Source organism: Mycobacterium sp. AT1 (genome assembly GCF_002043095.1).
GTDB lineage: Bacteria > Actinomycetota > Actinomycetes > Mycobacteriales > Mycobacteriaceae > Mycobacterium.
The window spans coordinates 1-7,223 of record NZ_MVOC01000045.1 but is presented as its reverse complement, the minus strand read 5'-3'; the positions used below and the strand labels follow the sequence as shown (position 1 = coordinate 7,223).

General features: G+C 64.8%; 6 protein-coding genes. 2 read left to right on the top strand and 4 right to left on the bottom strand.

The features are described from left to right. Positions 1–356: 356 nt before the first annotated feature. On the top strand, positions 357–899 hold the full coding sequence (locus B1790_RS20905; protein WP_079925174.1) for a VOC family protein: 543 nt from the start codon (positions 357–359) through the stop codon (positions 897–899). Between the two features lie 474 nt (positions 900–1,373). Here B1790_RS20905 and B1790_RS20900 read toward each other — a convergent pair whose 3' ends face one another. From B1790_RS20900 to B1790_RS20885, 4 genes are all read right to left on the bottom strand, one after another. After that, the gene (locus B1790_RS20900) at positions 1,374–1,928 is read right to left on the bottom strand and encodes a VOC family protein (RefSeq protein ID WP_079925173.1); all 555 of its coding nucleotides are present in this window, start codon (positions 1,926–1,928) and stop codon (positions 1,374–1,376) included. Between the two features lie 117 nt (positions 1,929–2,045). Next, positions 2,046–2,750: a TetR/AcrR family transcriptional regulator gene (locus B1790_RS20895; RefSeq protein WP_233165240.1), complete on the bottom strand. Its 705-nt coding sequence runs from the start codon at positions 2,748–2,750 to the stop codon at positions 2,046–2,048. Positions 2,751–2,998: 248 nt separating this feature from the next. After that, the gene (locus B1790_RS20890; protein ID WP_079925171.1) at positions 2,999–4,654 is read right to left on the bottom strand and encodes a cytochrome P450; all 1,656 of its coding nucleotides are present in this window, start codon (positions 4,652–4,654) and stop codon (positions 2,999–3,001) included. Positions 4,655–4,701: 47 nt separating this feature from the next. Beyond that, positions 4,702–5,988, bottom strand: a complete 1,287-nt coding sequence (locus tag B1790_RS20885; RefSeq protein WP_079925170.1) for an FAD-dependent oxidoreductase — start codon at positions 5,986–5,988, stop codon at positions 4,702–4,704. Between the two features lie 374 nt (positions 5,989–6,362). On the opposite strand from B1790_RS20885, the gene B1790_RS20880 reads away from it, so the two are divergent. Beyond that, the coding region (locus tag B1790_RS20880; protein ID WP_079925169.1) for a Gfo/Idh/MocA family protein at positions 6,363–7,223 on the top strand (861 nt) is incomplete at its 3' end.

Below are 7,223 nucleotides of genomic sequence, written 5' to 3'. Positions count from 1 at the left end.
CTACGCCGGCCTCGGCCGCGCCATCGACGACACCACCACCGACCCCACCGGCCAAGCACAAGCGCAGACCCCGTCGACCGCGGAGTCGGCAGCGAACTGACGCGTCATCGTCGGCGAGGTGTCTCGGCGGGTAGGGGTGTTCGCGCAAGAGGCGCGGACGTCGACACCGCCGGGATGCCTCGCCGACGACCGTCCGGTCCCTGATCCGGTCGTCGCGTCGTGCGGCGGTAACCCGTCCGCGGCACCGAAACATAGCCAGCTGCAATGTTTTTCAATTGGTGTATTCGCCGGGCCATGGCTTCCACTGGCCGGCCGGCGCACCGCCATAACTCGGACCGACTAGGGAGAACCGACTGATGCACAACGAGCGATTGGCCGTAGACCACGTCGGGTTGACGGTCCCCGACCTCGACCAGGCGGTCACCTTCTTCACGGAAGCTTTTGGCTGCGAGGAGATCTTTCGCGCTGGCCCGTATTCCGACTGCGGCTACTTCTGGCCCGGAGAGGCGAAGCCGGAGGTGGCGACGGTGAGGCTGGCGATGTTGCGCCACTGCGGGACGCACAACGTAGAACTCCTCGAATACAAGGATCGGTCACGGGTGGACCGCCCCGAGGCACCTCGGCCCACCGAACGCGGCGGCGCACACTTGGCCTTCTACGTCGATGACATCCATGCCCTTGTCGATGCGCTCCGAAAGCGCAACGACGTCCGCTTTCTCGGCGTGGTGGAGCGAGAGCAGGGCGGCCCCATCGATGGACTGGAATGGGTGTACCTGCTGACGCCGTGGGGTCTGGTCATCGAGCTTCTCCGCTGGGAGCCCGGCCAATTACCGTACGAGGCAGGCACTTCGGCCCGGCTGATTCCCCCACCGTGGCTTCGAGACACCGCAACCGGCTAGCCATGATGCGGCGGGATCGTCGTTGCGTGTCTGTTCTTCGCGGCGCCTACCCGTACCGGGGTGGGCGGGGAGCGCGGTCCGGCCAGGTGCATGCGTGGCCTGCCCGACAGCTGGCCGATTCGCGTTCGGCGCGAGAAGCGCGACAGCCGTCCGGGGGTCGCCCGTCACGCCGGGGCAATCGGCTTACTAATCTCCCTGCGCGGCGGCTCAGTAATGAGTGACCTCACCGGCAGCGATTTGTCAGTGATCGCGCGGCGCGCCGAAAGTCCGGGCCAACGGCAACATCGGACACGGCCATGACGCGGGCCCTGCACTGCAGATGCAGAAACTGCGCACCGGTCACGGATCGAGCGCCGGCGAGTGGCGGCGGTGATGGTCACGACATGCCTCCCTCATCTGTTCGAGGCGCGATTCGCTCCGGTAACTGTCGATGCCGTGCGCTTTTACGGGTAGGCCGCGCTCTGACGGGGGCGACTACCGATCGTGTTCGAGATGGTTAAGTCGCGCGGGAGCCCATTGCGGCAGCGCCATCCGCAGTGCCGTGTTGCGCTCGTAGGGCAGTCCGGGGTTCCACTGGATGAGTTCGAGGACCAAACCCCAGTCGGTGCGCAGGTAGGTCCACAGCAGTCCGTCCATGGGGTCGCCCTCTTCGAGAATGATTTCCGAAATGGACTGCGTGTCCGAGCGTTCGGCCAATTCCGCGCTGGCGGCGTGAATGTCGTCCACGTGCAGGCACAGATGCCATCCCCCGGGGTCGGCCGGTCGCGCGACCTTGTTCGGCAGTTCCGCAGTGCGGTTGGTGTATTCGAGTAGCTCCAAGTTGAACGACGTGCCCAGTACGAGGTTCGCTTGACGCAGCGTGCCTCGCTCGGGGCCGGAATCCCCGGGCCACACGTAGCCGAAGTCGTCATACGGTCCTGCGGTGATGACGACGTCGAACCCCAAGGCGTCGACGAAGAATTCGACCGCCTGGTCGAGGTCGGGCACGGCCATGCCCACGTGGTCGAACGCGCGCCTTGCTTTGATCATATTTTTGCTCCTGAGAGTACGTACAGATGAGCAGTTACGGCCCCTGAGCGACGCGACTAACTCACGTTAGTCAGTCCCGCGAAGGCCCGCTTGAATTAGGGCAAATGCACAGATTTTCTAGGTAATGGGTAATTCGAGGATGCGACGCGTCACCAGGACCGCCTGGTCGGCGCCGGCCTTCACCGCTCGTCGTGAGGAATGATCTGAACCGAACCAACGCGAGGAACCCTCGAGCACCGTCATGACCATCTTGACGCGGCGCGCGGTGTCCGCGATTCCCATGTCGAGTGCCGCGGAGACGTAGAGCGCCTCATAGGCGTCGACCCAGGCGGTGACCTTGGCGCTCAGCTCCGCGGGGAGCACGTGGGCGGTGCGGTCGGTGGCTGCGATGAGGTCCCACAGGTCGCTCTCTGGGAGTTGCACTTGGCGAGTGAAGTGCAGCCGCACCATGGCATCCCAGAACTCGGACGCATCAGCCGCAGCGTCCACGGCGTCGAGAAGCGCTTGGCAAAACTGGTGGTAATGCCACCGCATCGACTCGGAGATGATTTCGTCGCGGCCACCGGCGAAATGCGTGTAGATGCTGGGGGCTTTGATGTCGAGCTCCTTGGCCAGATCCCGCATGCTGACCGAATCCATGCCGTGGCTCACGCACAGCTTGAGGAACGCTTCGAGAACTCGCCGCTTGGCAGGGGACATCGAGCTGCGTTGCGAAGAGTCGAACTGCCGAGCGAACTCGTCGAGTGCCCGATGACGGAACGACTCGTGGACGTCCTCCGACGGCGACGCCGTCGTCGATGCAGGCGCTGACGAAGTGTTCACCGTCATGATGGTAATGGTCGCGTCGATGATGCTGAGGTGCCGTGACCCGTGGCGAGTTGACGAGTCATGTCACCGGCCACCGAGGGGCGCGCAAGCGCGCCGGTCTTGGTGGGTGCCGCGTTGCGAGCTGAGGGTTTCGTCGGTAGGCAAGTCGTTCCTTCATTGCCAGCTGGCCAGAAGTGACCACTTCAAGCGCCAGCGGGGGCGATTGTGGGGGTGGCCGCGATACCGCGGCTACCATCGACGGGTTAGCTCAACGTGACGGGCATCTTGTCGTAGGCGACGAGGCGGTCAGTCATGACGCGGATCGGCGCTTGGGTCAACGTGACGGTGCTAAAGCGTTCCGCAGTCATCGTGAAGATGACGTCGATCTCGGCGCGGGCAATGAATTGACCTGCGCAACTATGCGTTCCGAGTCCGAAGGTGAGGTTTCTGCTCGTCTCCATGGGCCGCTCGTAGTCGAACTCGTGCGGATGGTCGAACACGGCGGGATCGCGGTTGACCGCACCGATCGGGAACTTGACCGTCGAACCGGCAGGGATCACCGTGCCGGCGATTTCGATGTCTTCGGTCGGGAAGCGGGTCAGCAGTAGCTCGACCGGGTTGAGGCGGGCGATCTCGTTGACGATGCGCTCGCGGGCTTCGGGTTTGTCGCGGTAGTCCCGGAACACGTCGGGACGTTCGGCGAAGATTTCGAAGCCAGCCCCGACCAGGTAGGCAGGATTGGGGGCCCCCGACATATAGAACAGCACCATGTTCTCCAACACCTGACGTTCGGTGATCTCGCCGCGCTTGCTGGCCGCGATGAGTTCGTCGGCAAGGCCGGTGCCGGGATTGAGTTCCTTGTCCTTGAGCAGCTTCTCGGTGACGCCGAACATGTAGTTCAGGCTTTCGACGGACTTCTCCTCGGTTCCCGGTGCCGGGTCGGTGGCCTGGATGAGCATGGCGTTCCACAACGCCCAGAACAACGGTTCGACCTCACCGTCGGGGAATCCGAGGATTTGCGCCATCGTGGTGTGGGTGGGAACGACGCCGAGATCGTAGTGGGCGTCGATGACTTGGCCCGGTTCGTAGGTGGCCAAGATGCCCGTCATCGACTCCCGCGTCGCCTCCACCCATTGCTTGATCAGCTTGGGTGTGAACCACCGGGAGAACACCCGACGGGCCGTGGTGTGGTCGGGGGGGTCCATGGTCAAGACGGTGTTGTTGAAGGCCGCCCCAAATGGCGTCTGCCCTTCGCCGTTGGGCTCCAGAATGCTCATGTTGGGCGCCTTGACGAACTTCATGGCTTCGTCGTAGCCGAGGATGACGAACGTACGCGCGTCGGTTTGGTGGACCGGGCCCAGCTCACGGGCGCGGTCGTACCAGGGGTGCGGGTTGGCCTGAAACTCACTGTCGTTCCACGGGAAGAGGTCGTTGTCCAATGACGGGGCGGGATCAGGCGTTCGTTCTTCGGCGGGGACCAGCAGCGGCAGGGCGTCGTTGCGGGCCCAGTCGGCGGCGATCTGCGCCGGGTCCAGACCGGTGGCTGCGTCGTGTCGGCCCGTGCTCCCGATTTGGGTGGCGCCGAGTTCGACGAGCAACGCCGACATGGTCTTGATGGCGTTGTTGTAGTTCTCGTAACTGCTGTCCCCCAGGCCGAACGCGGCGAAGCGCAGGGAGCTCAGATCGGGCCGACGGGCGACCAGTGCGTCGTAGAAGGGCTCGGTGGTCGCGGGCAAACCACCCTCTCCGTAGGTGGAGGTGATGAGCACTGCGAGGTGAGCCTCGTCGACGTCGTCGACGTCGGTCAGCTCGCTGAGCTTGGTGTCGATGCCGGCCTCCTCGAGCGTTGCGACGATTTCGTCGCCCACCATCTCGGCGTTGCCGGATTCGGTGCCGTACCAAACGTGGATGAGTGTCATGACGTGTCCTCTTGAGTGGGTGGTTGACGTGGATGTACGGGGGTGAGTCAGTCGCGGGTACGCGTGGCGGGCTGCTGAGCGATCGCCGCGGACATGTCTGACCACGACGTGAACTTGGTGCGCAACCGGTTTGGGCGGGCGCGGGCGGTTTCGGCGCGGTCGATGCTTGTCCAGTCCGCGAAGCTCGATGCGTGCTGCGGCAAGAGGTGGTGCACACCTTTGAGCCCGGGCCGGCCCCGGTCCTCGAGAAGCCGACTGGCGACGCGTTGCGCAGCCGCCTTGGCCAGGACCCGGTTTTCGGCGAGATTGCCCAATGTCCCGCTGCCGCAGCCGCCGACGCGTTCCACCCGGTCCCCCGTGGCCCATCCCTCGTTGGGTGAGTCGACGAAACCCATGGCGGTGATCACGGTGTCCACACGGTGAACGCCGGCGCGCGGCGCGGTGTTGGGGCCACCTGATGGCGACGTGGTCTGGGTGTGCACGACGCAGTGCGTGTCATCGGCGTCGACCCTGAGGGGAGTCTCGTTGAATCGGATGTCGACCCGGATGTCGCGGGCGCGGGAAGCGTCCGGCTCCGAGGTCAGGGACCGTTCGTCGACGACGCCGTCGATGACGACCGTGACACCCGGGACGGCGCACAGCTCGGTGTACATCGACGGATCCCAGCGTGCGCCCTCGCGCGAACTGCGTGACAGCAGCGTCAGGGTGCGGATGCCCGACACCGCCAGAGCGTCCCGCGCGTCGTCGTCGACGTCGGAGCCGTGAAAGCCGTCGTCGGCCTTGCACACCAGCCGGGCCACGTCCATCGCCACGTTTCCGGCGCCGACGATCATGACGTCGGCGCCCAGAGCTGCCGGCGATCCGTTGCGAAGAATGCTGTCGGGGTCACCGTTGAGGAATCGCAGCAGCTGTCCCGCGGCGAGCACGTGGGCCCGTGGTTCGACGGGCACGCTCAACGGCCGGTCAACGGCCAGCCCGGTGGCGGCGACGACGACGTCGAAGTTGGCTTCCAGGTCTTCCATTGACAGGTGCTCGCCGACGGTGGTGTTGCCGACGAAGTGCACCTGGTCAGAGGCGAAGAGGCGGTCGAATTGTCGGCTGACGTTCTTCATCCCCTGGTGATCGGGCGCAACACCGTAACGGATGAGACCGAACGGGGTCGTTCGGCGGTCGAAGAGGGTGATGTGGGCATCGGGCGCCAAGCGGCGCAATGCCAGCGCCGTGTAGCAGCCCGACGGACCGCACCCGATGATGGCGACCTGTCCCCCGGCGGGCCTGACTGCGGCGTCGGCTCCCGGCGGTGGTGCGGCGGAATGTTCTGGCTGCAAGGACATCTGGTCTCCTGGAGGAGGGAGCGTGTCGGGAGCCCCGACTGACGAAACGAGATGTGACGTACGATACCTAACTATCGTTAGTCAGTCGAGTCGAAACGTGATATTCGTCGGAGCGGTCCTGTCACCGAGGCGGGCACCCGACCGCAGGGGGCGGCATCATAATTTGGCCCTTTCCTAGCTTACGAACGTTAGGTAGTGTGATCGGGGTCGCGTGATCCACATGACAGCTTCGCCAATCCCCGAGGAACCCACCGTGCCAAGGCAATACACCTGCCCGGGGCGTGCTCCGTGGGGGATCTCGACATGACATACCCAGTCGGACAAGCCACCCGTGCCGAACACACCATCCACACGAGCGAAAGAGGACTACCACGATGACCGCAGTACGAATCGGCCTGGTCGGTGCAGGGCCGTGGGCAAAGCTCTTCCACGCCCCCATGATCACCGGCGGGCCGGAGACGGAACTGACCGCGGTGTGGGCTCGTCGCCCCGAGGCCGCCAAGGAGATCGCCACGGCGTTCGACTCGACCGTGGCGACGTCCTACGACGAACTGTTGGACTCCGTCGACGCCCTGGTGTTCGCGGTCCCGCCGTTCGTCCAAGCCGAGTTGGCCGCTCAGGCCGCAGCTGCGGGAAAGCCCATGTTGCTCGAGAAGCCACTGGGCATCGACCTCGCAGAGGCCGAAAAACTCGTCCATGCCGTTGACGAAGCGGGAGTGCCCACTCAGGTCATGTACACCAACCGCTTCAGCCCTCGCATCCGCACCTTCCTGGAACACGCCCGAGCCGCGACACCCATTGGGGCGATTGGCAGCTACATCAATCAAGCAGCCCTCCCGGGTGGCACCTTTGCCACGCCGTGGCGCGTCGACAAGGGGTCGCTACTCGACCAGGGGCCCCATGTGCTGGACATGCTTGATGCCGCCGTCGGTCCCATCATCGACGTCCGTGGTGCCGGTGACCCGCGGCGTTGGTACATCCTCACGGCTACCCACGAGAACGGGGTCATCAGCCAGGCCGCTCTCTCACTGACCGCACCGGTCGTCGCCGACGTTGCCGGCGTCAAGGTGTACACCGAGCAAGGCGAACTGTCGTGTGAGTTCGTCGGGATCGACGGAGATCCCGAGGTACCCGGCGTGATTCGTCGCGAATTCGCCGACGTCGTCGCCTCCGGCACCTCCCACGAGATCGACATCCACCGCGCGCTCTACAACCAACGCCTGCTCGAGCAGGCG

Bases quoted from the DNA above. Each gene is read 5' to 3' on its own strand.
- B1790_RS20905 (WP_079925174.1), top strand. From the start codon at position 357: ATGCACAACGAGCGATTGGCCGTAGACCACGTCGGGTTGACGGTCCCC.
- B1790_RS20900 (WP_079925173.1), bottom strand. From the start codon at position 1,928: ATGATCAAAGCAAGGCGCGCGTTCGACCACGTGGGCATGGCCGTGCCC.
- B1790_RS20890 (WP_079925171.1), bottom strand. From the start codon at position 4,654: ATGACACTCATCCACGTTTGGTACGGCACCGAATCCGGCAACGCCGAG.
- B1790_RS20885 (WP_079925170.1), bottom strand. From the start codon at position 5,988: ATGTCCTTGCAGCCAGAACATTCCGCCGCACCACCGCCGGGAGCCGAC.